The following is a 25,067-nucleotide window of genomic DNA, read 5'->3' on the forward strand; positions in this document are numbered from 1 at the left end:
ACCAATGACTAAAATCGCTATCCTAGAAGGAGAGCAGGACGACATTTAAAAATGAGCTTTAAGTCATTTCAATTGAATCTTTTAAATCTCCGGCCTTGGCTCACTCTGCTAGCAGTTGTTTGGTTGCTGGCATCACTGGGCCTAGGTTGGTTGGTTAATTCGTTGCTAATTATTGTCGGGTTGCTGTTTTTAGCACCCATTGTGGCTTTTTTTGGCTTTCGTTGGTGGCTGCAACGCAACTTGGTTGCTGACCAGTGTCCCGTCTGTAGATATGAATTTACGGGTTTAAACAACAGTCAGTTACAGTGTCCCAACTGTGGTGAGTCGCTGTTAGTACAAAATAGTCATTTTCAGCGCTTCACACCAGAAGGCACAATTGATGTCACTGCTGTTGAAGTTCCAGCCAAATCACTTGAAGATTAGTCATTGGTCATTAGTCATTGGTTATTAGTAAAAGACAAATGACTAATGACTATTTGTTTTTTTGCGAGATTGAGAGGGTGTAGTTAAACTGCTGCTGGGATAGTTCGCCCACATGCACCGTGTATCTTCCTGCTTGCCAGTAACCAGGAAGCTCTGCCTTGCCTCCAGAGGAACTATCTGCCATTACACAAAAACGTCCCCCTGGCCCGTCGATCAACAGCGTTGGCTTCCCTTGACTTTCTACCGTTAATCGTAAATAAGGTAGTGACTCTGTAACCTGAATAACTTGGCTAGGTTCAGTAGTAATATTGCCACAATTGCTTTTGACAGTTCCCCCAGACTTTCCGTTCAAAACCAGTGGATCTGGCTGGAAAGTCCGATTTATTTGGACATTTGGTGTCTGTGCCAAATTAGCCTCAGTAAAAACCAAGCTCATCACCAAAGATATGGGAAGAATTGCAAGTAGCCGAAGCGTTTTCATTTTAATTAATGCTCCAGATTTTTTAGAGCAATTATTGTTATACAGTGTAATTTAATTGACGATATCAATTTATCTTGGTTCCAAAAGCTGCCGTATAACCTAATACCATTAAATTAAAAATTGTTTGTGAAGATGGGATGTAGAGCTGTCGCTAAGTAAAGGCTTTACATTTATCCTGCAAATTTACTCATATATGATGATGGCTGGCGATCGCTTCTCTACTAAAATATTTAACCACCAGTAGAATAGGCATCTGTTTAAAAAGCCTTATTTTTTACATTTTAGAAACGTAAAATTACTGTAAAAATTAGATAAATTACCAGACAATAACAAAAAAACATAATTTTTACCTGTCAGAAGGGTATTACACACACAGACATTAGCTAAAATCACTAAGACAACCACCAAAAATAGAATTTAGTTGGTCTGTTGTCGAATAAATATGCTAAATGAGGTAGAAAAAGATTTATGAATCCTCAACCAGAAGAAGACTTACAGCGCCGCCTCGATAAGTTAGAGGCAGAGATTAATTCCGCACCTGGGGTTGTTTATCAACCACAAGGACAAAAACAGATGCCTCAGTCTGTTTTTGCTAACTTGAGCTTGCAACTGGAGCGATTTAAGATTTGGTTCAACGGCTTATCTGGGACAAAAAAGCTGGTAGTTTCGGGTGTGACGCTGCTAGTAGGCTTGGCGATGCTGCAAACAGTGTTTAAACTGATTGCATCTGTAATAACTCTGGCACTTTTAGCAGCGTTAGTGTATGTTGGATACAAATTTTTTGTGTCTAGTAGCTTTCAACGTAAGCAATAAGTTGATATGCAATTACTTGGCAATCTGCCCGGAGTTGTGAGAGTCAGGAGTCATAATACAAAAGGCTCCTGACTCTCATAACTCCTCAATTCTATTTCAATATGCTTTTCTTTTTGCCGATTAGCTTAGTCTATTTTAATTGTGCCGATCGCGGCGTAAAAATAATATCAAAGGGAATTATCTGATGACATCACCAATTGTGAGGAGAAGTAGTAATCAATCTGGTCAGTCAAAAGAACCAGAAAGAGCCAGTTCAATGTTGCTAGCAAGTAGGCGTTTTGCTGCTTGGGCGGCTGAAATCACACTAGTGGTTGCCAGTGGGTTGATTCCCTTCGGCATTGGTGTTTATGCGAATTCTAGAAGCGATCTTAACCGAGTACCTCTTAACCCCGTATTGGTAGTGACGGAAAGAGCGATCGCTAGACCCCTAGCTCTGCCTGTGAGCTATGGTATCCGTAATGTCGCATGGCCGACTAATATTTTGTGGACAATCGCCCTGTTAGCGCCTGTAACTCTCTCATGGTGGCAATTGTACTTACTAGCTAAAACTGGTAGAACAATTCCGAAACGTTGGTTCAAGGTGCGGGTTGTCAACGAGCAAGGGAAGCCTCCCGGATTGGGAGCAGTTGTCATTAGAGAAGGAGTGGGACGTTGGACTGTACCTATTTCCATTGCCTATCTGCTGTGGCGCTACAGCTTTGCTTTTCCGAATTTAGGATTATTCACATTTTTGTCTTTATTAATGATTGTGGGTGAAGGGATCGGCTTACCATCGCGCCGGGGTCGTCGCGCCCTGCACGATCAACTTGCAGGCACTTATACAATAGATGCGACTCGTCCCTTACCATCCTCACTCTTAGCTAATAACAGACAAGCTCAATCTGCCGGTGGTAATGATCAAGCAGAAGGACAAGAGGGAGAAGAATTAACGGTAGATGAAACCAACCATTCATCCAACCTGTGGCGGCGGATACAGCAAAATCCTAACCTGACTTTGTTTGGGGTGGGACTAACGAGTATGACGGCCGTGTTGGCAACTTTAATCGGCACTCAAGTTTATATCCAAATTCAACAATCACAGCGAGCAACTAAACAAATTAATAGCCAACAGTTCCTCGAACTTGTCAAACAATTAACTCCGAACTCTGGGGCGACTAATGAGCAACGCCAAAGTGCAATTCTGGCTATGGGTGGTCTTAACGATCCACAATCCATAAAATTTCTGGCGGATTTATTGGTTAGCGAAACCAACCCCAGCCTCTTGGATACCATTCAACAATCTTTGACAACTGTCGGGCCCCAAGCTATCCCCGAATTAAAAAATAAGAATCAGTTTTTGGTTAGCGAACTGGAGTCTGTGGGCAGTGCTGCAACAAAAGAGCGGGAATTGCGACAAGGGCGGCTACAAAGAAATCAAAGAACAATCAACAAAATTCTCTCTGTATATAGTGGAAAAATGGAAGGCGTTGACCTAAGTAGCACCCAATTAGGTCAAAGCGGTACTCCAGGTAGTTCATTCTTCAACTTGGTACTAGACAACCTTGATTTATCAGGAGTTAAGTTTAAATCTGCAAATCTCAACCAAGCTAGCTTTAAGGGTAGCCGCTTTCGAGGTGTGGGTGAAGATGGGCGTTGGGATACCTACGACGATGTAATAGCTGATTTAAGCCAAGCTCAGTTGCAGCAAGCCAATCTTACTGATGCTAACCTTAGTCGCGTCTTGATGAACCGGATCGATTTGAGCCGCGCCACTCTCAACAGAGCCAACTTATCTAACGCGCGTCTATATGACGCTAAACTCAACAGCACCCAACTAGTAGGAGCCGATCTGCGAAACGCAGTTTTGGAAAGAGCCAGCTTAACTGGGGCTGATTTAGGTGATGCTAAATTGAACGAAGCCAATCTTTACGCTGCCCGTTTAGGTCGTGTCACTGCTATAGGAACGCAATTATCCTTTGCCAACTTAACTAACACTGATTGGCAAGGAGCAGATTTATCAGGAGCCTATTTGGATCGTGCTAATCTCAGCAATGCTAACCTAAGCGCCACTCGTTTAGCTGGTGCTGTTTTGCGTTCTGCTCAGATGGAAAACGTTAACTTACAAAATGCTGACCTAAGTCTTGCAGATTTACGGGGGGCAAATGTGGCAGGAGCAGATTTTAAGGGGGCAATTCTCGCCCCTAGCAAAGAAGATCCAGCAGATCAATTTGTCAAAACCCCGGATTTAGGCTCAGTATCTGCCGTAGTCCAAGGGGTTGATTTTTCTCAAGCCAAAAATTTAGATTCCAAGCAACTAGCATACATTTGTACTCAAGGAGGCATTCATCCTCGTTGCCCGTAGAATGGAAGGGGGCAGAGGGGCAGGGGAGGATGAGAGAAACAAAGGAGACAAGGGAAGAATAATAATGCCCAATGCCCATTGCCCAATGCCCAATAACAAAATGGTGTGAGGAGTCGGTTATGAAGTATGTTCCATATTTGGTTTCAATTTTGGGAGCTAGCTTGGTTTTGAGTCTGGCGACTACTAAAACAGCACAAGCTCAAGTAGCTTATGGCAGTTATGTAGGTATAGGCCCCACTGTTGGTTTTACTGATGGTATCCAATTTGGGGGAGTTATAGCTGGGCGCTACAAGCTTTTGGAAGCACCGCTTTCACTGCGTGCCCAAGTATTAATTGGTAATAATACGGCAGTTGTGCCAACGGTTTCTTACGATTTTCCCCTTAACTGGCAAGCTGATGCGTACCTGGGTGCTGGGTTAGTCTTGGCTGGTGGTGGTGGATCTTCTCCTGTGGGCGACAAAATCAGTTTTGCTTTACAACCAGGAATTGATTATATGATCCCAAATAGCAATACTGTGCTTTTTGGCAACGCCATCATTGCTTTTGATGCCTACCGTGATAGCGGTGGTACAGCTATCTCTGTACAAGGTGGTGTTGGTTTGAGATTTTAATGGGCTAAATAAAACCCTGCTGCGATCGCTATCCCTAAGAAGCGTTAAACTTCATTGCAAATTAAGAAGTTAGTCCAAACAACATGATAATTTTTTGTCATGAAGAGAAATAGCACAGGATTAACACAGGAGAACACAGTGGCAATGGAATCAAATTTATTAACAGATGCGGGCGCAGATGAAGTGAATCAAGATTTCAGTGAATATGTTGCCAACCTGCAACTTCACATGACTCTGCAAGCTCGCAATCTTGTTCCATCCCTGAAACAAACACTGGTAGACAGTCGCCAGCAATTACTCCATCAAACCCAAGCCCACTTTGAAAAGCTAGTTTCTCGACAAGGGCTGTAAATATATACAAATTTTAATCAAAATTCAAATAAAATAAAGGCAGATGTTGTTACGTTAACGCCAATGGTGTTCTCACAAGGTCTGCTTTTCTGCTTTTTTAAGTATTAAATTACTCAAATCACACTTTTGACGCACTAGTAAAGGGCAGAAAGCAGTTAATATTATTGCAGCAGTTCCTTTGAAGAGCAGTTAGTTAAGGCTAAATAGCGGCTCGAATAAAAATGACTTCATTACTTCCCAGAAACCTCAGCGTTGTTATCCGACCAGTCCAATACCGGGATCTGGACGGAATTGAGCGCATAACTCAAGAGTCATTCGCAGCCCTTACTCCCCAGGGAGCAGGTTTTGCCATCAGCCAGATGCTCATGCTGCGTCGCTGGTATGGATTACTCAAGTTTTTGAGTTGGTTTCCTAACCCACTCCAGTATCGCCTCTGTGCTTATGTGGCAGAGCAAGGGCGGATGCTTTTAGGAATGATTCAAGTGTCACCCTTTAACCGAACACGCAGTACTTGGCGCATCGATCAAGTGCTGTTAGAGCGTGGTGTCGATAAACAAGGAATTGGTTCGCAACTTTTGCGTCATTGCTTTGAATCGATTTTGGAAGCTCGCACTTGGCTACTGGAAGTTAACATCAATGACATAGAGGCGCTGGCACTATATCGCCAAAATGGATTCCAGCGTCTGGCAGAAATGACGTATTGGGAAATTGGGCCAGAATTACTGGCTGAATTGGCACAAGCAGAGCCAGATTTGCCCAACCTTTTGCCAGTGAGTAATGCTGATGCCCAGTTGCTATATCAACTAGATACGGCATCTATGCCACCTCTGGTACGTCAGGTTTTTGACAGAAATACCCGCGACTTCAAAACCAGTTTATTCGGCGCTCTGACTGATGCAGTGAAGCAATGGCTGACGAAAACAGAAGTAGTCAGCGGTTATGTATTTGAACCCCAACGCAAAGCTGCGATCGGCTATTTTCAGGTGCAACTTGACCGGAAGGGAGAAGTTCCTCACTCTGCAACGCTGACAGTTCATCCTGCTTACACCTGGCTGTATCCAGAATTGTTATCTCAACTGGCTCGGATTGCCCAAGATTTTCCTCAGCAAGGGTTACAACTAGCCTCCTCTGACTATCAGGCAGAGCGAGAAGAGTATTTGGAAAGAATTGGCGCAAAACGCATAAAACATACATTAGTTATGTCTCGCTCGGTGTGGCACAAGCTACGAGAGTCGAAATTTGTCTCTTTAGAAGGAATTCAGTGGACTGATATGCTGCAAGGTTTACAACCGGCACGTAAACCTATACCAGGTGGAATGTCATGGATACAACCAGGAAAGCTGCCATCGTCAGATAAACCATTGCCAATTAAGTCAGAACCGATTAACTTTTCGGTAAAAAACCCAAACATAGAAGCATTGCCGATTCCTGAATCAGCAGATGCAGAGCAGGAGAATTAGTGATATCCCAGGAGCAGCCAAAACCCTTTATTTCAGCCTTGGGACTAGATTTTGGTCGCAAGCGGATTGGTGTGGCTGGGTGCGATCGCACGGGTTTAATTGCCACTGGGATTACCACAATTGAGCGCACATCTTTTGAGCAGGATGTTGAGCAAATCCGGCAAATAGTTAATGAACGCGAGGTGCAAATCCTAGTTATGGGCTTACCTTATTCAATGGATGGCTCTATAGGATTTCAAGCGCGTCAAGTTCAAAAATTTACTACAAGACTTACTAAAGCCTTGAAACTGCCTGTGGAATATGTGGATGAGCGATTAACTTCATTTCAAGCAGAGCAACTGCTAATTGCTGAAAACCGCTCTCCATCACGCCATAAAGCTTTGATTGACCGCAAGGCAGCTGCTTTGATCTTGCAACAATGGCTGGATATTAAGCGTACTAGTTCCCGCAGTTCAGTTGCGGCTATTGAATATTGATACCTTTTAACATGATATTCTGAAAAACGATTAGCTAGCAGTTGTATCTACGTGTAAAGCTATTTTGTTGACATAAAATATCATTAAATAGTTAAGCGATTTCTCAACTTGCTGGTATTTATTAAATTTTTACATTTCGGCTATGTTTTCTCCTCCATTTCCTGAAGAAAATGATAACGCTCATGCGGGTTCCATCACTTTAACCGATGAAAAAGGGCGATCGCTCGAATGTTATGTAGAGCATTCCCTTGAGGTTGATGGACAAGAATACGTTTTACTTCTTCCTGTAGACTCACCTGTAGAGATTTTTTCTTGGGAAGGCGACGATGAGGAAGAAGAAGCGGTTCTGGTAGAAGACGACAACATCATTGAGCAAATTTTTGCCACTGCCCAAGCTGTACTATCTGAGCAGAATCTGATATTGAAGAACACAGCTTATGCTTTGACGGTTGCAGGTGATTTACCGCCAGTTGAAGAATCAGAACTCTTCACCTTAGAAATTGAAGACGAAGAGGCAGATTTAGATCCAGAGCAATTACAGCTACTTGCTAGCTTCTATGATGAAGATCAGGAGTATGCAATTTATACACCCCTCGATCCCCTGTTATTTTTTGCACGGATAACAAAAACAGGTGAACCGGAATTACTCTCTCCAGAGGAGTTTCGCAAAGTGCAACCCCTGTTAGAGGAACATCTTTTTAATGAAGTAGAATAAAAATAAAAATTCAAAATGTTACATTTTCATTTTGAATTTTTATTTTAATCGAAATCTACTTAAACCTTTTACCATATCCCATTAAATTTGGAAGCAATGAAACATTGATACCAAATTGGGGTAATTTGTGTTGTTTAAGATTCTGAAAAAAGCATTTTGGCAAGGATTTTTAATCCAATAATAAAAAATTACCATGAGGTGCTGAAAATGGCTTATAGCGACTTTACATTAAGTAAATTTAAAAAGTCATTCAGCATCCGCATCGATGAAGAAACTGATTTATGTGCCGACATAGAACCTTTACAGGCAAGTGAGAAACTCAAAAATTCTTTAGAAGAAACTACAGAATTGGCTTTAGCAATTAATACTGAAAAAGCTCGTTCAGAAATGATTATCACTCCGATCTTGTTGGAGGTAAGACGCAGAGCTAATTATCCAATTAGTTTATTTTCTGGAACAGATTTTAATGTAGATGCAGAAAACGGTCTGAATGGCTATTGTGACTTTATCATCAGTCGTTCTAAAGAGCAACTAACAATTAATGTGCCTGTAGTGGTTATTATTGAAGCCAAAAATGAAAATATTAAAGGGGGATTAGGTCAATGTGCGGCCGCAATGTTGGCAGCACAATTGTTTAATCAACAAGAAGGAAATGAAATCAGAAAAATTTACGGCGCAGTAACTACAGGGGATATTTGGAAGTTTTTGAAGTTAGAAGAAAACGATATATTTATTGATTTGAGTAATTATTACATCAAAGAGATAGATAAGATATTAGGGATTTTATCTCAAAATGTTCAGGGAGATATTCCAGAATGCAGTTCGACTAACTAAACTATATTGGGTTATGCTCATTTGTCTGAGCTATTTAAATTTGACTGTTGACTATGGCCTGGAACAACCTTTTGCAACCTGACTTGATTTTAGAAGGTTCAGTGTTGAATCTAACACCAGATATTATTCAAAAATACGGGCTTAAAGGGCTGGTGTTGGATGTAGACGAAACCTTAGTACCTTTTACAGTAGGGATGGCTTCCCCAGAACTACGAGAGTGGGTAGAACAAATTCGTACCTGTACTGCATTGTGTTTGGTAAGTAACAACCTGAGTGAAGCACGAATTGGGGGAATTGCGCGATCACTCAATTTACCTTACTATTTGGGTGCAGCCAAGCCCTCTCGACGCAAAATTAGGGCAGCAGTCAGAACAATGGATCTACCAGTGCATCAAGTCGGGATGGTAGGCGATCGCTTATTTACCGATGTCATAGCAGGTAATCGCCTGGGGATGTTTACCATTCTAGTTGAGCCGATTGTCCATGCAGACGCAGCCCTCCGCTCTCATCCCGTCCGCAATTTTGAAGTTTGGATATCTGAAATCTTAGGAGCCTCTATTACCCCCAAGAAAAGCAAGATTCACAAAACTTAAAAAATCGTCAGGAAAGTAAATCTAAAGAAATGGTTAAGGAATCTTACTGGAAGCCAAAAATCGGGGATCATAAGTATTAATAACATGGGGTCAGCCAAAAAAGACCCTAACTCATACTAAGTAAATATACACCCGTAAAGCGTCAGCCTTCACTATAGAGGGATTGGCGCTTTAAAATTTCTTTAGTCATTTGTCCTTTGTCATTTATCCGTAGTCATTCGTCAGTTACTAATGACCAATGACCAATGACTAATGACTAATGACCAATGACTAATGACTAATGACCAATGACCAATGACTAAAACAATTGTTGTCAAAATCGGTACTTCTAGCCTTACTCAACCAGAAACGGGACAATTAGCACTTTCCACTATTGCTACCTTGGCGGAAACACTTTGCCATTTGAGAAGTCAGGGACACCGGGTAATTTTGGTTTCTTCTGGCGCTGTGGGTGTGGGTTGTGCAAGGTTGGGGTTAACTGAACGTCCTAAAGCGATCGCACTCAAACAAGCTGTAGCAGCAGTTGGACAAGGTAGGTTAATTCGGATATACGATGATTTATTTACTACCTTGCAACAGGCGATCGCTCAAGTATTACTGACACGGAGTGACTTAGTACAGCGTAGCCGCTATCTCAATGCCTACAACACCTTTCAGGAATTACTGGGGCTGGGAGTGATCCCCATAGTCAATGAAAATGATACCGTAGCGATAGACGAACTAAAATTTGGTGATAATGACACTCTTTCGGCATTAGTTGCCAGCTTAGTAGAAGCAGATTGGCTATTTTTGCTCACCGATGTCGATAGGCTATACTCAGCCGATCCCCGTTCCGTGCCAGATGCGCGGCCGATCGCTCTAGTTAGTAGCATTAAAGAATTAGCTGAGTTACAAATAGGTTCCCAAGGTTCTCAGTGGGGTACTGGTGGGATGGTGACAAAAATTTCGGCTGCGAGGATTGCGATCGCTGCGGGAGTGCGGACTGTAATTACTCAAGGGCGATTTCCCCGGAATATCGAAAAAATTATCCAAGGCGAACTTATTGGAACGCATTTTGAACCGCAACTTGAACCAACTTCGGCGCGTAAACGTTGGATAGCTTACGGACTTTTACCTGCGGGTAAATTGTATTTAGATGAAGGTGCGATCGCGGCAATTTCTCTAGCAGGAAAATCGTTATTAGCTGCTGGAATTAAGGCAGTAGAAGGAGAATTTGATACACAGGATGCTGTGCAATTGTGTGACAGCAACGGTAACGAAATTGCCAGAGGACTTGTGAATTACAACAGCAATGATCTGCAAAAGATTCGTGGCTGTCATTCACGAGAAATTCCTACAATTTTAGGCTATGCCGGTGTAGAAACAGTTATTCACCGGGATAATTTGGTTTTGATTTAGGATGGAGCGCCGATAGTCTAATAGTGTGATAGCAAAGAAGGCAGTTGGTGCATAGAGTAAAAGATATGCGCTCCAGATGCCTCAAGTAGATGAGCCTCACTTTGCTCGGTGTAACCTAAAACTCTCATACCAGCAGCAACACCTGCACGTACACCCAAAACGCTATCTTCTACAACAGTGCAAGATGGAGCTTGAAATCCCATATTTTTAGCTGTATATAAGAATAAATCAGGTGCTGGCTTCCAACTTTCAATTTCATACGAACTAAAAATGCACCCTTCAAATCGAGACAACAGATTAGTTACACGCAAAGCTAACTTAATTTTTTCTGGCGGGCCACTGGAAGCAACGCAAATAGGTAGATTAATCTTGTCTAAAGCTGCTTCTATTGCTTCTACAGGACGTAGTTCACGCTCGAATGCTTCAGCAGTGCGGGCACGAAGCTGAGTTACAAAATCTTGCGGCATTTTTCTCCCAAGTTTTTGCTCAATGACAGTAATACAATCAGCCATTTTGCAACCCTTAAATAATAAAATGGCTTCTTCAAGTTTCATTGCCAGCCCAAACTCAGCGACAAATTCCACAAGAACGCGATTGCCTAATCCTTCGCTGTCTACCAACACTCCATCACAGTCAAAAATAACTAATTCTGTTTGCATTACGCTCCACGCCTGACTCATTTACAAATTCGGGATTGTCATAGAAGCGATCGCCACAGCCCCCCACAAAGGCGCATCATCACCCAGCACCGCCGGCACAATTTCAAAATCAACCTCCGGTAAAGCCGTCTCCCGCGACACCTGACGCACCACCTGCCAAAAATCCTCACCCGCCTTCGTCACACCGCCTCCCAACACAAAGCGCTGCGGATTCATCAAATTTGCCACATTACCAATACCCACACCCAGCGCCCAAGCAGCCTTGTGTAAAACTTCCTTGGCCAAATCATCCCCAGCTGCCGCCGCTTCACTTACCAACTGCCCCGTCAGCAACGTTAAATTATCCCCCACCAAACCCCTCAAAATCTCTCCATCTCTGAGTCCTTCGCGCCTCTGCGGTACCCTCCGGGAAGCCGCTGGCGCGTCTACGTTTTCCAAAATTTCCCTAACATTTTGGGCCATATAAGGCCCCGAAGCCAAACGTTCCACACATCCCCGTTTCCCACACAAACAAACTGGCCCAGCCGGATCTACAACGATATGTCCAATTTCGCCAGCCATCCCACCAGCACCCCGCCAAGGCTGGCCATTGAGTATCCAACCACCACCCACGCCAGTGCTGACAGTAATGTAAAACAGGTTATTGTATCCCTGTCCCGCACCAAAGCGGTGTTCACCCAAAGCAGCAACATTGGCATCATTGTCTACACCAACAGGAACACCAAACTCCTCCTCCAACAAAGCTTTGAGAGGAATATTTTCCCATCCAGCGACATGATGAGATAGCCGCACCGTCCCCGTGGAAGCGTCAACCGGGCCGCCAAAGCTGACACCGATCGCAGCAGGTTTTGCGTCTTCTAGCAACGAGTAAATGAGCGATCGCATAATTTCCAAGTCAGTGCTAGCATTTGCACCTACTGGTGATAGACGACGTTCATAACGTAACCACTTTCTCGAACCAACATTTACCAATGCAGCCGCCAGCTTAGTTCCGCCAAAATCGAGAGCTAAAATTAATGTCATTCACTCACCTTTTCTTATACCATCACAGAACCTAGTTTCTTTCTGAAGAAAGATGTTTGCACTCAAGATACATTTAACACTAGAAAAAACTAAACTATTATTTAGCAACTCATGAATACTGAGCAACCCGATCCATTGATCGATTTCTCTCATGCTAAAGAAACTCCTCACTCTCTTTATATTGATAAAGCTCAAGAGGCAGATCCCATTGAACCAAAAGAAGTTAGTGGAGAGAGTAAGCTAAATCCCACTCCTGATAATTTGAATGGCGAAGATGAAGATCCCAGAATCGGAGGTAGTCAAATAATTAGTGGGAATATCTCAGCTGGGTAAATAGTTACTCAACTTTTTGTGAATTGATTACTCCATCAATAAACTGTTGCAATCGTTCATAATGGGAACCTTTCCAATAAATGCGATCGCAGTCTTGGCAACGCTGGAATTGATCGATCTGCGATCGCACTTTTTCTGGCACTTGTTCAATAATGGATTGCTTATCTACAAATTCTAATAATCCATTGCAACGCAAACACCGTTTAAATGGTGCAATTAATTTAAATAAGTCGAAGCGTTGTAGTACTTCTATAATTTGTTCTTGAGGGTTAGTGTTTCTAACGTAATACCCATGCGTTACCAAACTACGCATCAATAGACCCTTATCACGAGTCAACAGAATCCGCCCTTGGCTAGAGGATATTTGGGCTAAATTATCATCCTCGTAGTCATTGCGGTATAAAGTATCAAAACCTAAAAGTCGTAACGATGTCGCCAGCTTCCCTAAATGAATATCTAAAACAAAGCAGATAATACTGAGCGGTTTTGGCAAAACAGAAATGCTTGGTATAATCACACTCCTAGCTGAAATTGGATAAACATTGATAGCATCTCCATCCGCAACTATGTAAGAAAAATTTATATATTTACCATTAACTTTTATAAAATCAACTTCGGGATGAGGGACACCTAACGACTCAATCATGTCCTTAATTGAAGCTTTCTCCTCAAAAAAATGAGATATTTTCACCTGCTTGTGATGCCGTGGTAAAAAATGATTCAATTCTGCATGGAAGTAGAAATATGCGATCGCCATAGCCACAGATATTTGGATTACCCTACTGGCAACAATTTGTCACAATTGCAAAACTCTATCTATTGTATTGAAAAAATCAATATTTGTTAAAGTGAAGTATTTCTACTATAAAATGCCCATTTAGCTTAATTAAAAGTATAAAGATTCTCAAATACTTGCATTTATTATTGAGTTCAGTTACAGTCAAATTAGATGCCTATCATCAAACTCTGACATAAGCTTCATGAAGTTAGATTAGGTAAGAAGGTAAATAACAAGTTTGTCAATGTTGATTTCAGTGATGCTGTTAATAATTGGTCACTAGTTTTCAACATTAACTTATCGTGCATGAAATATGGGGCACTAAAGCATTTATCCCTAATTGGGTTGTTTTTATTTTTCTAATTTAATTGAGAATTATTCGCAATATGTATAAACTTATAGATATATTAAAAGTAGATAGGGGAGAAAGATTTTTAAACTCGTATTGGCTGATTCCACATCGCTCTTTAGGAATATCTTGTTCAAAAGAAAGACAACAAACTAGATTTTTAGATGTAAAAACAGGATTGTTAAGTAACTATATAAATAACTTCAGCAAAACTTTAAACAAGTATCTTATTGCCAGCCATGTTTTTAGTTGTAGTATCGGCTACATTGAGATTGTCAGCAAGTTAATCCTTGGTAACTCTCCAAGTAGGTTTGCGTCTATGTATAAGATTGAATTTATTTGATTTTACCCAAGAAAGCAAGTTCATAAAAACCGAGTTTCAGCAAGTGAAAATTTATAAAATACCAAAGAACAATAAAACTAGATACAAAATTAACGTCGCTCATACGGAAAAATCTATCTTGACACTATTTATCTTTATTGTGGAAAATTTATTAACCGGAAAGACCTCGATCAATAATGATGTTATAAAGTGGCTACCTAGTTTTAATAGGGAAATGAATATTGTTCTTTTGTATCTCCTTTAGCCAAGGATATTGTAGTGAAGAACACAAATGTATTTGGTAATACCTTTTGTCCATAAAATACGCTAATGAGTACAGCGAGATGAATACTTTTTTTTGTTCTGACGATTCACGTCAAGTAGGAGAAGATGTTATTGGTAGTGCCACTAATTATCAAACTTATATTTTAGTTGAGTGTCCTTTACCTTGGACATCAGAAGCCCTTAATTCCAAATGGGTACCTCAGAATTTGAGGGTTTTGGTAGAAGAAGTGAAGCGTGCTAAACTACCGATTAGATTTCTTTTAATTGCTAATGATGTATCACACAAGGTCAATCACACTACACTTTTAATTTATCAAAAAGAAGAGGGGCTAAGTAATGGATACCATAAGCAAGAGTTTAAGCTAGCAAATATTGAGCAAGTGGCAGGAGTTGTCCAAAAGTGGATATGGGGTATCGATTCTAATTTTGAAGTAGAAACTAGTACAACTAGAGATATTTTAGTTTGTACCCACGGTAGCCATGATAAGTGTTGTGCTAGATATGGCGCTCCTTTTTACTTTCATGTGACAGCGAAAAATGCTGATTTGTGCTTAGATAATGTGCGAATTTGGAAATCATCACACTTTGGTGGCCATCGGTTTGCACCAACAGTTATAGATTTGCCAGAAGGAAGATACTATGGTCGTCTCGATCAAGATTCATTTAGATCAATTTTGACTCGTACTGGTGATATTCAATGTTTACATAAAGTCTATCGAGGCTGGGGAATTCTGCCTACTGCACTTCAGGTTTTGGAAAGAGAGTTAATTCTTTATAAAGGCTGGGATTGGTTTAATTACAAAGTTGCAGGCAAAATTTTAGAGCAAAGTTTAGACAATAGTACTATCTTAGCTGAACTTAGTTTTGAACAACCTTGTGGTTCTCTCTACACTTACCAAGCTAAACTTGTGAAAGATGAAACCAAGACTCAACAACTGAAGAGTTCATGCAATGCTACACGAGAGTTGGTAGTTACTAAATATGCTGTTGGTAGTCTTTGGATTACCTCTAGTAAGGTAATGAGTTATAGTACATAGAGGTAGAGAGAGAGAAAGTTTTTAAACGCAGAGGGACGCAAAGGGAAGCGCAGAGGAACGCAGAGTATTACTAAATTTAGTTTGCTACAAATTAATTAAATACTGTATTTAGTATAACGCTACACAAATTCGTAATAAATCTCTGCGTCTTTCTGCGTTTAAATTCCAAATCAAGATGAAGTCATATTTAAGACTTTTCGTAATAGTACTTGGTCTTCTAATTTGGCTTTTAAACGACCATTCTCGATATCTCGAATCCAGCTTTGGCTTTTACCTGTGAGTTTTGCCAATTCTCTTTGGGAAAGATTCAAATTTTTTCGCGCCTGCAAAATCTGTTCACCCAGTAAATCGTTTGTAGCTTTGGGCTTCTTTTTGGCTTTAGCAGTTCGCCGTTGCTTTTTTTCCGATTCTGAGATTTGCTGTTCCCATTCTGGTGGGAGTTCAAAAGCTAAAATCCGCGCATTCATTAGCAGATTCCACTTACCACGGGGGCCTGTGTCTGTGAGGCGAGTTTCAGAACCACCGTCGTTAGTCCAAAATTCTAATGCTTCATCTGGATCTTCGGGAAGATCGATTAATTTCGCCCACAAAGGTTGAATTTCTGGTGGGTAAGTAACTGGATCGAAAAGTGGCTTCATTCCATAGTGATTGAGAATTTCCAAGTCGCTTTCAAAGGTTCGCAGTAGACGTTTGCGTTCTTCGCGTTGTCTAGAGGCAAGGGCAACTTTTTCTTCACCGTAAGCAATACGCAGCAAAGTAGGAATGGTAATGCGTTGTTCTTTGCCCATTTTGGTTTTAAACAGCAACCACAGCATTAACCGAACCGCGCCTTCATGTTGCTGCCAAATGCTCATAACTGTGGTTAGCAGCGTTTTGGGGAGACTACCGTATTGATAGAATGCAGTTCGCTCTTTACATGCTTGTTTGTTTAAGAAATATTGCGCCCATAAGCCTGCTTTGACTTTAAAAGTTAGCCCAATCAGATATTTGCATCCATGATTGTCTTCTTGAAAGTGGTGCTGAATATCTACTAAGTGCCATAAGCGGCTGTTTGTCACAGAGAATCCGTTAATTCGACCTTGCTGGGGCCAGTCAATGGAGATAATTAGGGAGCAAGCTTGCTGAACAAGATTTTTCATTAAAGCTAGCTTGGCAGCTTTGCTCAAGTCTTTGCGTTTCTCCATCCCCAAATATTTCTCGATTTGTCGTTCATCGATCGCAAATTCTTGCTCCCAAGGTTGCTCTAAGGCTGTGGCATAACCTGCAAAAATTAGATGTATACAAGCGGCTCTGATATCAAGCCCTTCAATTGCTGCTATATCGGTAGCTTTGTCATTAACTTGGAATGGATCTTGGATGTGAAAGGCGATCGCACCTCGTCCTTGATTGACTTGTCGGCTATAACATAGATACCCGTCTTCATCGGTTTCCCAATGTAGCGATGTGCGTTGCCCTAGTACATTACAAGCTTCCCAAATTGCGATCGCAGAAGCAAATGGATTATTCTTGCCGTTAGAAAACAAGTCTAAACTGCTAGCATCTCTCGGTTCAACCTTGCATCTCCCCTTTTTCGCCTGCCAAGGAATGGGAGAATTAGTTGGACAAGCTATTACACATTGCGGTTCTGAATAATAGCCCTCACAATTATTACAAAGACCAGGATCAACCCAATATTCATTGTCCTCTATTTTGATTGCACCCGTAGGACATTGGGGGCGGCAGTTGTCACATCCAACGCAACTGTTGTTAGGAATTGTATAAGGCATAAGGCTCTTTTCCCACTCTAATCGTTGAGATGTCTGTCTCAGGTCTCCCCTGGATGAGTCCTGTCTATTCATGACTCGCTACCACATAATCTTTCTGGCGAGAAAAAATTATTCTCACCATATTCACTCCCCACATCCATATTTTGGCTTGGCATCCAATAGGAAGCTATTTAAGGCTTTTAAACCGAGCCTGACAAAACTTATTTATTAACTATACATTTCATGAAAAAAATGATTAATTTGTTCGTACCGAGCTTAGAAAGATATCTTAATCTTCATTTGATTACGTATTTAATGAACATTTTAACTTTAACCATAAAGTGTTTTGAGAACATATCTAAGCCTTGTGTAATTGAACTTCATCTGATTTGTTAATAATTTTAATATTTAAGGCACGATCGTATTCTGCCATAAAAATCACAGTTGCTTTATAAAATGATTATGTTTCCTTCATAAATTCATTATATTTATTTAAATCGAAAAGCAATATTTATTTTGTCATCATTTATATAAATAGTTGAATCAAATTAAATTGCAAATTGTTGCGTTGTAAAATACATATTGCATATATCAAAATGTAATTAATGAACATTTAAATTTGTATATGTTTATACTGTTTATCTAGACTTATTTGTCTAAAGCTAAAACTATTTGAAAAATAATATCATCACTTTTATCGATATACTCGCATTTACATAAGCCTTTACCGACAAGGGTAGGTTTCAAAGCTGTAATTTATGCGTCTCTCCTTTCTATGCCTTGCATAGGAGTGGCTGATTAGGGGCTACTGCTTTCAGTCAGAGACTTAATAAATGCCTTTTCATACGGCTCGGAAGAACGAGAGAATTTTAAGCATTGCCAATTATTATTGGCAATATTTTGCATCTATTTGTGATTTGAAAAATGATTTCTCATTGTGTTCAAAATCATCGATTTTTTATGATGCAAAAGTGAGTTTTGAATACAAAAAAAGAAAAGATTAGGATAATATGATGATTAATGCACAAACAGATTGATAGGCAAAAATGCCGAGGATTTATTCATGGCGCAACTAACAGGTTTGACATTTGGCGGAAAGGCTTGGACACCAAAATTTGCTCAGGAAATTGACAAAGATAAATGTATCGGCTGTGGCAGATGCGTTAAAGTGTGCGGATACAACGTGCTAGGTTTGAAGGCGCTCAATGAAGAAGGTGAATTTGTAGAAGACGAAGATGATGAAGAAATTGAACGGAAAGTAATGGCAGTTACTTCTCCAGAAAACTGTATTGGTTGTGAAGCTTGTTCACGGATTTGTCCGAAGAATTGCTACACCCATGTTGCAGTAAATAATTAAGGTATTTGAAGTTAGCCAAGGTTGTTGTTAATTCAAGGAGGCACTGTTTGTAGAAAGCGAAAATGCGCTAGGCAAGGTAACTTGAGGGGAATACTAAGTATTTACTGTAACTAATAAATAGTTCACAGTAAACAAATCCGTAAATCGTAAAATGTTAGCTATTAACAAAATTAAACTTGCTGCTAATATAGCCTAATCAATATTAGGTTAACAGTGCCCTCTTGGAACAACTAGCTTTTTTGAAAGCAGGGGGCTAACTTTTTCATAGGAGTTGAAATATAATTTGTAATTTTCTGGGGGAAGGATATGGAAAAAATCTGGAATTTTCCCCCTTTTTTTATGGCTGCACGTTAGAAAGTTAATAAGTGAAAAGGAAATGGGAAATGGGGAATGGGGAATGGGGAATGGGGAATAGATAACAATTCCCAATGACCAATTACCAATTACCAATACCCAGTACCCAATCCCCAGTACCTATAAAAGACTGTTTACAAAGCAGGTAGCATGTATGCAACAAGTTCCTGTATCACTATGGACTCTGGTTGCTGGGATAGTAGTTACAGCAATCAGCATTTGGATCGGTCAAAACCACACTCTCATGCCGATGCAGGCATCGCTACAAGCGCCTTTGGTAGACGGTTTTTTCAACGTCATGTTTACCATTGCGATCGCACTCTTCTTGGTGGTAGAAGGAACTATTCTGATTTTTTTGGTGAAGTTTCGTCGCCGTCGCGGTGATGATACCGATGGTTTACCAATAGAAGGTAACGTTCCCTTAGAAATCTTCTGGACAGCAATTCCCACAGTGATTGTCCTCGGTTTGGGCATCTACAGTGTAGATGTTTTTAACCAAATGGGCGGTTTTGAGGCTGCTGGTCATCCTCATTCAGCCGCTCATGTTGCTCATAAGTCGGGAACCGCTATCGCAGCTACATTAAGCGATACCTCTGAAGCAACAGCTGCTCCAACAATTGCCCCAACAATCGGGATTGGCGCGTCTCCTCAAACCTTAAACAAACCAGCCGATTTAGTTGTTGATGTCAAAGGGATACAGTACGCCTGGATATTTAATTACCCTGATAGTGGCATTACCTCTGGAGAATTGCACATTCCCGTCGGTGCTGATGTCCAACTCAACCTTTCAGCACAAGATGTAATTCACTCATTCTGGGTGCCAAACTTCCGCTTGAAGCAAGATGCACTTCCCGGTATCCCTACCGAACTACGATTTGTTGCCACCAAACCAGGTACATATCCCGTAGTTTGTGCTGAGTTGTGCGGTGGTTATCACGGTTCAATGCGGACAGAGGTAATTGTCCACACACCAGAAGCTTATGAGAACTGGCGGACAGAAAACCAGATTGCTCAACAGCAAAACCTCAATCAAGTCGTTGCAGTTAATCCAGCCGACTTATCAACATCAGAGTTTCTCGCACCCCACACCCATGATATGGGAATTAGTGCAGCAACTCTAGAGTCATTGGTCATTGGTCATTAGTCATTGGTCATTGGTCATTGGTCATTGGTCATTGGTCATTAGTCATTGGTCATTAGTTATTCGTAACGGACAAATGACAACGGACAAATGACAACGGACAAATGACAACGGACAAATGACAAAGGACAAAAAGACAAAGGACAAATGACAAACGACAAGGGACAAAAATATGACGCAGGTAGAATTTCCACGGAATACTCCACCAGAAGGGAAGAAACCGGAAATGGTGGCTGGCCACACCTCTCATCCGAAGGCGTGGAAATGGCAAGATTATTTTACATTTAATGTTGACCACAAGGTTATTGGTATTCAATACCTGGTGACGGCGTTTGTCTTCTATCTCATCGGCGGGCTGATGGCGATCGCTCTGCGGGTGGAATTAGCAACACCAGATGCAGACGTACTCGACCCCAATCTGTATAACGCTTTCATGACCAATCACGGGACGATTATGATCTTCCTGTGGATTGTCCCTAGCGCTATTGGCGGATTTGGTAACTATTTAGTGCCGTTGATGGTTGGTGCTAGGGATATGGCTTTCCCGAAGCTGAACGCGATCGCCTTTTGGTTAAACCCACCAGCAGGATTACTTATATTAGGTAGTTTCATTTTTGGTGGTTCACAATCTGGCTGGACAGCTTATCCACCTTTGAGTTTGGTGACAGCACCAATCGCTCAAACTATGTGGATACTTGCGATCGTTTTGGTGGGAACTTCTTCAATTTTGGGTTCGCTGAACTTCGTAATCACCATTTTGATGATGAAGGTTCCTAGCATGAAATGGGATCAAGTACCCCTATTCTGCTGGGCAATCTTGGCAACCTCTCTGCTGGCGCTTCTCTCCACACCTGTATTAGCAGCCGGTTTAGTTCTGCTGTTGTTTGACCTCAACTTTGGTACCTCCTTCTTTAAACCAGATGCAGGCGGTAACGTTGTAATTTATCAACACTTATTCTGGTTTTATTCTCACCCGGCAGTATATTTAATGATTCTGCCCATCTTCGGCATCATGTCGGAGGTAATTCCAGTTCACTCCCGCAAGCCAATTTTTGGTTATAAAGCGATCGCTTATTCTAGCGTAGCCATCTGCGTTGTGGGTTTGTTCGTTTGGGTACACCACATGTTTACCAGTGGTACACCCGGTTGGATGCGGATGTTCTTCACCATCTCCACTCTCATCGTTGCAGTTCCCACTGGCGTGAAGATTTTTGCCTGGGTTGCTACCCTTTGGGGTGGTAAAATCCGCTTCACCGGTGCGATGCTTTTCGCCATTGGCTTGTTGTCCATGTTTGTCATGGGCGGCTTAAGTGGTGTGACGATGGGAACAGCGCCTTTTGATGTTCATGTCCATGACACATATTATGTTGTCGGACATTTTCATTACGTTCTGTTTGGCGGTTCCGTGTTTGGTATTTACGCAGGTATTTATCACTGGTTCCCCAAAATGACCGGACGGATGTTGAATGAAAGCTTGGGACGGATTCATTTCGCTCTCACTTTCATCGGCACAAATTTGACCTTTTTACCCATGCACGAGTTGGGTTTGAAAGGAATGCCTAGACGGGTGGCAATGTATGACCCCCAATTTATCGACCTCAATCAACTTTGTACCTTTGGTTCAATTGTTTTGGGGATATCGGTAATTCCTTTCGCCATCAACATGATTTACAGTTGGCTGAAAGGGCCTTTGGCTGGTGATAATCCTTGGCAAGCTTTGACTTTAGAATGGACAACTAGTTCACCACCTGCAATTGAAAACTGGGAAGTGTTGCCGGTTGTGACTCATGGCCCTTATGACTACGGTCATGGTCATAGTAATGAAGTACAGCCATCTGCAACGCCGGAAGCTAGTGCTTAGTTGCTAAATTCAGTATTGCGATCGCACTCAAAGTCACTGAAACTTCTAGTCATTAGATTTGGCAACTCGAAACTCCAAGCTTGGAACCCAATACGGTTCAGTTAAGGCTAAAACTCTGTTACCAAAGTCGTTTTTTTTAACGTAGACGCGGAGCGGCTTGCCGTAGGCTACCGCCAAGACACAGAGAACGCAGAGAGAAGAAAGAGATGCTTAACTGAACTGTATTGGCTTGGAACACAAACGCCCGAATTCAATAAACGAGCGCCTGAATTCAATAAACGAACGTCCGAATTCAATAAACGAACGTCCGAATTCAATAAACGAACGTCCGAATTCAATAAACGAGCGCCCGAATTCAATAAACAAACGCCTGAATTCAATAAACGGATGCCCGAATTCAATAAACGGATGCCCGAATTCAGAAAACGAAACTCGGAATTTTGAAAATTCCTGAACAAGTCAAGAGTTTGGCTAAACAAGAATTTTGGATAAAGAATGGAAATTTTGCTGGTTCGGACTTCATTCTTTATTCAAGCTTCCACAACAGACAGAGTAGACCGTATTGTCAAAAAATCTATGACTATAGCTACAACCACGAGCGAAGATCACAGTGCAGGACACGAAGAACATCCAGATTTAAGAGTTTGGGGGCTGTTGACGTTCCTCGCTTCTGAATCCCTGATGTTTGGGGGATTTTTTGCCACTTACTTGTTTTTCAGAGGTATTACACCAGTTTGGCCTCCAGAAGGGAGTGAAGTAGAACTACTTGTACCGACGATTAACACCATTATTCTGGTGTCTAGTAGTTTCGTCATTCACTTTGGTGATACGGCGATTAAAAAGAATAACGTCAAGGGAATGCAACTATGGTACGCAATTACCGCAATTATGGGTGCAATTTTCTTGGCTGGTCAGGTTTATGAGTACTCAACATTGGGATACGGACTGACCACCAACGTCTTCGCCAACTGCTTTTATATCATGACAGGGTTCCACGGTTTGCACGTTTTTGTGGGACTGTTATTGATATTACGTGCATTGTGGCGATCGCGTCTTCCCGGTGAATATTCTGCCACCAATCATACTTTCATCGAAATGACAGAAATTTACTGGCACTTCGTAGACATTATTTGGATTGTATTATTCACCTTGGTGTACGTTCTCACTTTGTTTTAACTTGGGCATTAGGCATTGGTAATTATTATTACTTTTTTACTATTGCCTATTGCCTATTTCCTATTGCCTACGCGCAAAAAAATTATTATGCAACTTGATGCAAACAAATTCTCATGGTTCCAGGTTCCAGATGACATCAAAAACCTATTAATTTTAGCTGCACAAAACTGGGAAAATACATCAGAATCCGAAAAATATATTCAACAAGCTTTAGCCCAGACTGGTGAAAATACAGATGTATTGGTAGCAGCATATAGATTTTTCTATTATAAAAATAATTATTCTCTTGCATTACAAACAACATTGAAATTATTAGATAAAATTAAAGAACTAGAGAAATTTCCTGATGACTGGGAGCAACTTCAGCCTATATTAGTCAATCGCAAAGAAGATCCACAAATTCGATTGTACTTAAATGCTTATGCTGCTTCTGGATTAGTGCTAGCAAATTTAGGAGAAATTGAGCAAGCAAAAGAGATCAGCACCAGAGTCAAACAGATAGACGAAAAAAATGATTTTGGTTCTGGGATTCTGCTGGATATTTTGACACGGCCAGCAGAAGAAGACGATTAATTAGTCAGCAATGAAAAGTCAAGGTGAAAATCATGAACAATTGGTTATCTACTAAATCCTATTCTCTATTAGGAGCAAGTACTGATAGTAACTCTATCATCCCTCCTATTAACATACCTACTAAGCTTCCTGTAGGTAACATTCCTAATGTCTCACCGATCATTGTGATCCAATCTTCTCAGCTATCAATTTAAAAGTTATGAAAGGTAGGGATTGGCTGCTAACAGGGGACGGTCAGCATCAAGCCTGTAAATCTGTAAGATCCTGGGATTTATTGAGAGAAAATTACCGCCTTTATCGGTTTTTAACTGAGGTGGAAGATGTTCTCAATGGCAGTGACAATGAAACCAATTGTCTGCCAGAAATTCGGATGATTGTAAGGCGCTTGATTGTAAATTCCTACTGGGTACAAAGTCAACATTTAGAGCCTTCACCCAAAACGGGAAACTCTGTTTTACTCCTATATGATGAATTGGGTTTTCCGTTAACAGTGCAAACAGTAACATTTGCACCGGGAACCCGTTCAAACATTCATAATCATGGAACGTGGGGAATCGTGGCGGTGCTAAAAGGCCAGGAAAAAAATACTTTTTGGCGACGCACCAATAGCCCAGAATTTCAGGACAAGATTGAAGCAACGGGAGAGATAACTCTCTGCCCAGGAGACATTATTAGCTTTACTCCCGATGCAATTCACAGTGTAGAAGCAGTGGGTGATGAACCAACTGTGACTTTTAATATTTATGGCGAAACTGATCCGAATGAGAGGTTTGAGTTTGACTTAGTTAGCCATAAAGCTAGGAATTTTTAATTTCATCGGTTCGTACTTGGCGCTTTAGCGCTAAAGAGTAATTAGGAGATAGTTGAATGGCAAGAGTAATTTTCTATAGCAAACCAGGCTGTAAAGGTGGTGTTAAGCAAAAAGTTTTGCTAACAGCTGCTGGTCATGAGGTGATACCACAGAACCTGCTAAAAGAACCTTGGACAGCTGAACGGTTGCGCTCATTTTTTGGCGATCGCCCCGTAGTCGAATGGTTTAATCTTTCCGCCCCCAAGATAAAATCTGGTGAGGTGGTTCCTGAAAAAGTGGATGAACAAACCGCTTTGGCGCTGATGCTAAAAGAACCACTGCTAATTCGCCGTCCTTTGTTAGAAGTAGGCGATCGCCGTGAGGTAGGATTTGATGTACAAAAGATTGATACTTGGATTGGATTACAAGCTGTGGATGAATCCTTGCAAGAAATTAGCGACAAGCTTTTGAAGCAAGATTTGCAAAACTGTTCCCACGGTAAAGATCATAATCACGGTCAAGGTTCTCAACAACACCAAAAGCAAGGCAACTGTAAACATTAGTACAGGATTTTTGCACTGAGGTAATCTGTTAAAACCTTAGTTATTGAGTTTGAGATGCAACCATGCTCTCAAACTCAGTAGACAAATTTAGAGTGAATTAACGTGAGTTCGACGGAACTAAAAAATGGCAGGAGGTAGAGCAGGCAAATCTTTTGGGTAAATATCAATCGACGGTTTTTTGGGCAAATAGGTGTAAGCAGCTAAACCAGCCATCAAGTTAACCAA

25 protein-coding genes are annotated in these 25,067 nt (G+C 41.2%); 20 read left to right on the top strand and 5 right to left on the bottom strand.

What is annotated here, in order from left to right; translation table 11 throughout:
* Nucleotides 1-51 precede the first annotated feature (51 nt).
* Nucleotides 52-423, top strand: coding sequence for a hypothetical protein (locus IQ274_RS12260; protein ID WP_163931695.1), 372 nt, complete (start codon nt 52-54; stop codon nt 421-423).
* A 49-nt stretch (nt 424-472) separates the two neighbouring features.
* On the opposite strand, the gene IQ274_RS12265 is transcribed toward IQ274_RS12260, so the two are convergent.
* Nucleotides 473-904, bottom strand: a complete 432-nt coding sequence (locus IQ274_RS12265; protein ID WP_194142407.1) for a hypothetical protein — start codon at nt 902-904, stop codon at nt 473-475.
* A gap of 468 nt (nt 905-1,372) precedes the next feature.
* Here IQ274_RS12265 and IQ274_RS12270 point away from each other — a divergent pair, with 468 nt between their 5' ends.
* The 10 genes from IQ274_RS12270 (at nt 1,373) to proB (ending at nt 10,496) form a co-directional block, all read left to right on the top strand.
* Nucleotides 1,373-1,717 (top strand): hypothetical protein, encoded by a 345-nt coding sequence (locus tag IQ274_RS12270; protein WP_194142408.1) that lies wholly within the window; start codon nt 1,373-1,375, stop codon nt 1,715-1,717.
* A gap of 184 nt (nt 1,718-1,901) precedes the next feature.
* Complete coding sequence (locus tag IQ274_RS12275) at nt 1,902-4,058, top strand: pentapeptide repeat-containing protein (protein WP_194142409.1); 2,157 nt, start codon at nt 1,902-1,904, stop codon at nt 4,056-4,058.
* Nucleotides 4,059-4,177: 119 nt separating this feature from the next.
* The gene (locus IQ274_RS12280) at nt 4,178-4,669 is read left to right on the top strand and encodes a hypothetical protein (protein WP_194142410.1); all 492 of its coding nucleotides are present in this window, start codon (nt 4,178-4,180) and stop codon (nt 4,667-4,669) included.
* Nucleotides 4,670-4,813: 144 nt separating this feature from the next.
* A complete protein-coding gene (locus IQ274_RS12285; protein WP_012407131.1) occupies nt 4,814-5,020 on the top strand; it encodes a hypothetical protein in 207 nt (68 codons plus the stop codon).
* A gap of 221 nt (nt 5,021-5,241) precedes the next feature.
* Nucleotides 5,242-6,480, top strand: coding sequence for a GNAT family N-acetyltransferase (locus tag IQ274_RS12290; RefSeq protein WP_194142411.1), 1,239 nt, complete (start codon nt 5,242-5,244; stop codon nt 6,478-6,480).
* Nucleotides 6,480-6,956 (top strand): Holliday junction resolvase RuvX, encoded by a 477-nt coding sequence (gene ruvX / locus IQ274_RS12295; protein WP_194142412.1) that lies wholly within the window; start codon nt 6,480-6,482, stop codon nt 6,954-6,956. Before IQ274_RS12290 ends, ruvX begins: the two co-directional genes overlap by 1 nt.
* Before the next feature lie 142 nt (nt 6,957-7,098).
* On the top strand, nt 7,099-7,671 hold the full coding sequence (locus IQ274_RS12300) for a DUF3727 domain-containing protein (protein ID WP_012407134.1): 573 nt from the start codon (nt 7,099-7,101) through the stop codon (nt 7,669-7,671).
* A 207-nt stretch (nt 7,672-7,878) separates the two neighbouring features.
* On the top strand, nt 7,879-8,505 hold the full coding sequence (locus tag IQ274_RS12305) for a hypothetical protein (protein WP_163931720.1): 627 nt from the start codon (nt 7,879-7,881) through the stop codon (nt 8,503-8,505).
* Between the two features lie 53 nt (nt 8,506-8,558).
* Nucleotides 8,559-9,098 (top strand): YqeG family HAD IIIA-type phosphatase, encoded by a 540-nt coding sequence (locus IQ274_RS12310; RefSeq protein ID WP_190962947.1) that lies wholly within the window; start codon nt 8,559-8,561, stop codon nt 9,096-9,098.
* A 294-nt stretch (nt 9,099-9,392) separates the two neighbouring features.
* Nucleotides 9,393-10,496, top strand: a complete 1,104-nt coding sequence (proB, locus tag IQ274_RS12315; protein ID WP_194142413.1) for a glutamate 5-kinase — start codon at nt 9,393-9,395, stop codon at nt 10,494-10,496.
* 17 nt (nt 10,497-10,513) lie between these two features.
* Here proB and IQ274_RS12320 read toward each other — a convergent pair whose 3' ends face one another.
* The gene (locus IQ274_RS12320) at nt 10,514-11,176 is read right to left on the bottom strand and encodes an HAD family hydrolase (RefSeq protein WP_228058157.1); all 663 of its coding nucleotides are present in this window, start codon (nt 11,174-11,176) and stop codon (nt 10,514-10,516) included.
* Complete coding sequence (locus IQ274_RS12325; RefSeq protein WP_194142415.1) at nt 11,177-12,178, bottom strand: ROK family protein; 1,002 nt, start codon at nt 12,176-12,178, stop codon at nt 11,177-11,179.
* A 111-nt stretch (nt 12,179-12,289) separates the two neighbouring features.
* Between IQ274_RS12325 and IQ274_RS12330 the strand changes: the two genes are divergently transcribed.
* Nucleotides 12,290-12,511: a hypothetical protein gene (locus IQ274_RS12330; RefSeq protein ID WP_163931665.1), complete on the top strand. Its 222-nt coding sequence runs from the start codon at nt 12,290-12,292 to the stop codon at nt 12,509-12,511.
* A gap of 4 nt (nt 12,512-12,515) precedes the next feature.
* Here IQ274_RS12330 and IQ274_RS12335 read toward each other — a convergent pair whose 3' ends face one another.
* Nucleotides 12,516-13,268 (bottom strand): Mut7-C RNAse domain-containing protein, encoded by a 753-nt coding sequence (locus IQ274_RS12335; protein WP_194142416.1) that lies wholly within the window; start codon nt 13,266-13,268, stop codon nt 12,516-12,518.
* Between the two features lie 1,036 nt (nt 13,269-14,304).
* Here IQ274_RS12335 and IQ274_RS12340 point away from each other — a divergent pair.
* Nucleotides 14,305-15,282 carry a sucrase ferredoxin gene (locus tag IQ274_RS12340; RefSeq protein WP_163931661.1) on the top strand — a complete coding sequence of 326 codons (978 nt, stop codon included), beginning with the start codon at nt 14,305-14,307 and terminating at the stop codon, nt 15,280-15,282.
* A 170-nt stretch (nt 15,283-15,452) separates the two neighbouring features.
* Here the strand turns inward: IQ274_RS12340 and IQ274_RS12345 are convergent, their stop codons facing one another.
* Nucleotides 15,453-17,048, bottom strand: a complete 1,596-nt coding sequence (locus IQ274_RS12345; protein ID WP_163931658.1) for a helix-turn-helix domain-containing protein — start codon at nt 17,046-17,048, stop codon at nt 15,453-15,455.
* Nucleotides 17,049-18,090: 1,042 nt separating this feature from the next.
* On the opposite strand from IQ274_RS12345, the gene fdxB reads away from it, so the two are divergent.
* The 7 genes from fdxB (at nt 18,091) to IQ274_RS12380 (ending at nt 24,842) form a co-directional block, all read left to right on the top strand.
* Nucleotides 18,091-18,384: a ferredoxin III, nif-specific gene (gene fdxB / locus IQ274_RS12350; protein ID WP_012407144.1), complete on the top strand. Its 294-nt coding sequence runs from the start codon at nt 18,091-18,093 to the stop codon at nt 18,382-18,384.
* A 508-nt stretch (nt 18,385-18,892) separates the two neighbouring features.
* Nucleotides 18,893-19,882, top strand: a complete 990-nt coding sequence (gene coxB / locus IQ274_RS12355; RefSeq protein ID WP_194142417.1) for a cytochrome c oxidase subunit II — start codon at nt 18,893-18,895, stop codon at nt 19,880-19,882.
* 169 nt (nt 19,883-20,051) lie between these two features.
* A complete protein-coding gene (gene ctaD / locus IQ274_RS12360; RefSeq protein ID WP_194142418.1) occupies nt 20,052-21,740 on the top strand; it encodes a cytochrome c oxidase subunit I in 1,689 nt (562 codons plus the stop codon).
* A 576-nt stretch (nt 21,741-22,316) separates the two neighbouring features.
* Entirely contained in the window at nt 22,317-22,916 is a 600-nt protein-coding gene (locus IQ274_RS12365; RefSeq protein ID WP_163936905.1) for a cytochrome c oxidase subunit 3, read from the top strand.
* Nucleotides 22,917-23,003: 87 nt separating this feature from the next.
* Nucleotides 23,004-23,489, top strand: a complete 486-nt coding sequence (locus IQ274_RS12370) for a hypothetical protein (RefSeq protein ID WP_194142419.1) — start codon at nt 23,004-23,006, stop codon at nt 23,487-23,489.
* A 199-nt stretch (nt 23,490-23,688) separates the two neighbouring features.
* Nucleotides 23,689-24,300: a cupin gene (locus tag IQ274_RS12375; RefSeq protein WP_194142420.1), complete on the top strand. Its 612-nt coding sequence runs from the start codon at nt 23,689-23,691 to the stop codon at nt 24,298-24,300.
* Nucleotides 24,301-24,356: 56 nt separating this feature from the next.
* Nucleotides 24,357-24,842, top strand: a complete 486-nt coding sequence (locus IQ274_RS12380; RefSeq protein ID WP_163936887.1) for an ArsC/Spx/MgsR family protein — start codon at nt 24,357-24,359, stop codon at nt 24,840-24,842.
* The last annotated feature ends 225 nt before the right edge of the window (nt 24,843-25,067 follow it).

This window comes from Nostoc sp. LEGE 12447 (assembly GCF_015206985.1).
In the GTDB taxonomy this organism is placed as follows: Bacteria; Cyanobacteriota; Cyanobacteriia; order Cyanobacteriales; family Nostocaceae; genus Nostoc.

Coding starts and splice junctions, on each gene's coding strand:
- IQ274_RS12260 (WP_163931695.1), top strand. CDS start 52: ATGAGCTTTAAGTCATTTCAATTGAATCTTTTAAATCTCCGGCCTTGG.
- IQ274_RS12265 (WP_194142407.1), bottom strand. CDS start 904: ATGAAAACGCTTCGGCTACTTGCAATTCTTCCCATATCTTTGGTGATG.
- IQ274_RS12270 (WP_194142408.1), top strand. CDS start 1,373: ATGAATCCTCAACCAGAAGAAGACTTACAGCGCCGCCTCGATAAGTTA.
- IQ274_RS12275 (WP_194142409.1), top strand. CDS start 1,902: ATGACATCACCAATTGTGAGGAGAAGTAGTAATCAATCTGGTCAGTCA.
- IQ274_RS12280 (WP_194142410.1), top strand. CDS start 4,178: ATGAAGTATGTTCCATATTTGGTTTCAATTTTGGGAGCTAGCTTGGTT.
- IQ274_RS12285 (WP_012407131.1), top strand. CDS start 4,814: ATGGAATCAAATTTATTAACAGATGCGGGCGCAGATGAAGTGAATCAA.
- IQ274_RS12290 (WP_194142411.1), top strand. CDS start 5,242: ATGACTTCATTACTTCCCAGAAACCTCAGCGTTGTTATCCGACCAGTC.
- IQ274_RS12300 (WP_012407134.1), top strand. CDS start 7,099: ATGTTTTCTCCTCCATTTCCTGAAGAAAATGATAACGCTCATGCGGGT.
- IQ274_RS12305 (WP_163931720.1), top strand. CDS start 7,879: ATGGCTTATAGCGACTTTACATTAAGTAAATTTAAAAAGTCATTCAGC.
- IQ274_RS12310 (WP_190962947.1), top strand. CDS start 8,559: ATGGCCTGGAACAACCTTTTGCAACCTGACTTGATTTTAGAAGGTTCA.
- proB (WP_194142413.1), top strand. CDS start 9,393: ATGACTAAAACAATTGTTGTCAAAATCGGTACTTCTAGCCTTACTCAA.
- IQ274_RS12320 (WP_228058157.1), bottom strand. CDS start 11,176: ATGAGTCAGGCGTGGAGCGTAATGCAAACAGAATTAGTTATTTTTGAC.
- IQ274_RS12325 (WP_194142415.1), bottom strand. CDS start 12,178: ATGACATTAATTTTAGCTCTCGATTTTGGCGGAACTAAGCTGGCGGCT.
- IQ274_RS12330 (WP_163931665.1), top strand. CDS start 12,290: ATGAATACTGAGCAACCCGATCCATTGATCGATTTCTCTCATGCTAAA.
- IQ274_RS12335 (WP_194142416.1), bottom strand. CDS start 13,268: ATGGCGATCGCATATTTCTACTTCCATGCAGAATTGAATCATTTTTTA.
- IQ274_RS12340 (WP_163931661.1), top strand. CDS start 14,305: ATGAATACTTTTTTTTGTTCTGACGATTCACGTCAAGTAGGAGAAGAT.
- IQ274_RS12345 (WP_163931658.1), bottom strand. CDS start 17,048: ATGCCTTATACAATTCCTAACAACAGTTGCGTTGGATGTGACAACTGC.
- fdxB (WP_012407144.1), top strand. CDS start 18,091: ATGGCGCAACTAACAGGTTTGACATTTGGCGGAAAGGCTTGGACACCA.
- coxB (WP_194142417.1), top strand. CDS start 18,893: ATGCAACAAGTTCCTGTATCACTATGGACTCTGGTTGCTGGGATAGTA.
- ctaD (WP_194142418.1), top strand. CDS start 20,052: ATGACGCAGGTAGAATTTCCACGGAATACTCCACCAGAAGGGAAGAAA.
- IQ274_RS12365 (WP_163936905.1), top strand. CDS start 22,317: ATGACTATAGCTACAACCACGAGCGAAGATCACAGTGCAGGACACGAA.
- IQ274_RS12370 (WP_194142419.1), top strand. CDS start 23,004: ATGCAACTTGATGCAAACAAATTCTCATGGTTCCAGGTTCCAGATGAC.
- IQ274_RS12375 (WP_194142420.1), top strand. CDS start 23,689: ATGAAAGGTAGGGATTGGCTGCTAACAGGGGACGGTCAGCATCAAGCC.
- IQ274_RS12380 (WP_163936887.1), top strand. CDS start 24,357: ATGGCAAGAGTAATTTTCTATAGCAAACCAGGCTGTAAAGGTGGTGTT.